At 71.3% G+C, this 540-nt stretch carries 1 protein-coding gene; it reads right to left on the bottom strand.

What is annotated here, in order from left to right:
- The coding region (locus ABFX54_RS56765) for a beta-ketoacyl [acyl carrier protein] synthase domain-containing protein (RefSeq protein ID WP_346115638.1) at nucleotides 1–540 on the bottom strand (540 nt) is incomplete at both ends.

Below are 540 nucleotides of genomic sequence, written 5' to 3'. Positions count from 1 at the left end.
GTTCGACTTGACCGAGCCGAGCCAGAGCGGCACCTGACGCCCCTGCCCGTACACCCCCAGCAACGCCTGCACCTCGATCGGATCCCCCAGCATCGTGCCGGTGCCGTGGCCCTCGACCACGTCCACCTCGCTCGCGCTCAGCCGGGCCTTGGCCAGCGCGCTGGTCAGCACCTCCCGCTGCGCCACCTGGGAGGGGGCGGTCAGCCCGTTGGAGGCGCCGTCCTGGTTCAGGGCCGAACCGCGGACCACCGCCAGGACCCGATGCCCCAGCTCCCGGGCCCGCGACAGCGGCTCCACCAGCACCATGCCCGCACCCTCTGAGAACACCGTCCCGTCAGCAGCCTCCGCGAACGCCTTGATCCGTCCGTCACCCGCCAGCCCACGCTGCCGCGAGAACTCCACGAACACCTCAGGCGTGGACAACACCGTCACCCCACCCGCCAACGCCAGCGAGCACTCACCACGCCGCAACGCCTCACACGCCAAGTGCAACGCCACCAACGACGACGAACACGCCGTGTCGACGGTCACGGCGGGGCC

The organism is Nonomuraea maheshkhaliensis (assembly GCF_039529435.1).
Lineage (GTDB): Bacteria > Actinomycetota > Actinomycetes > Streptosporangiales > Streptosporangiaceae > Nonomuraea > Nonomuraea maheshkhaliensis.
This window is presented reverse-complemented; position numbering and strand designations above follow the sequence as displayed.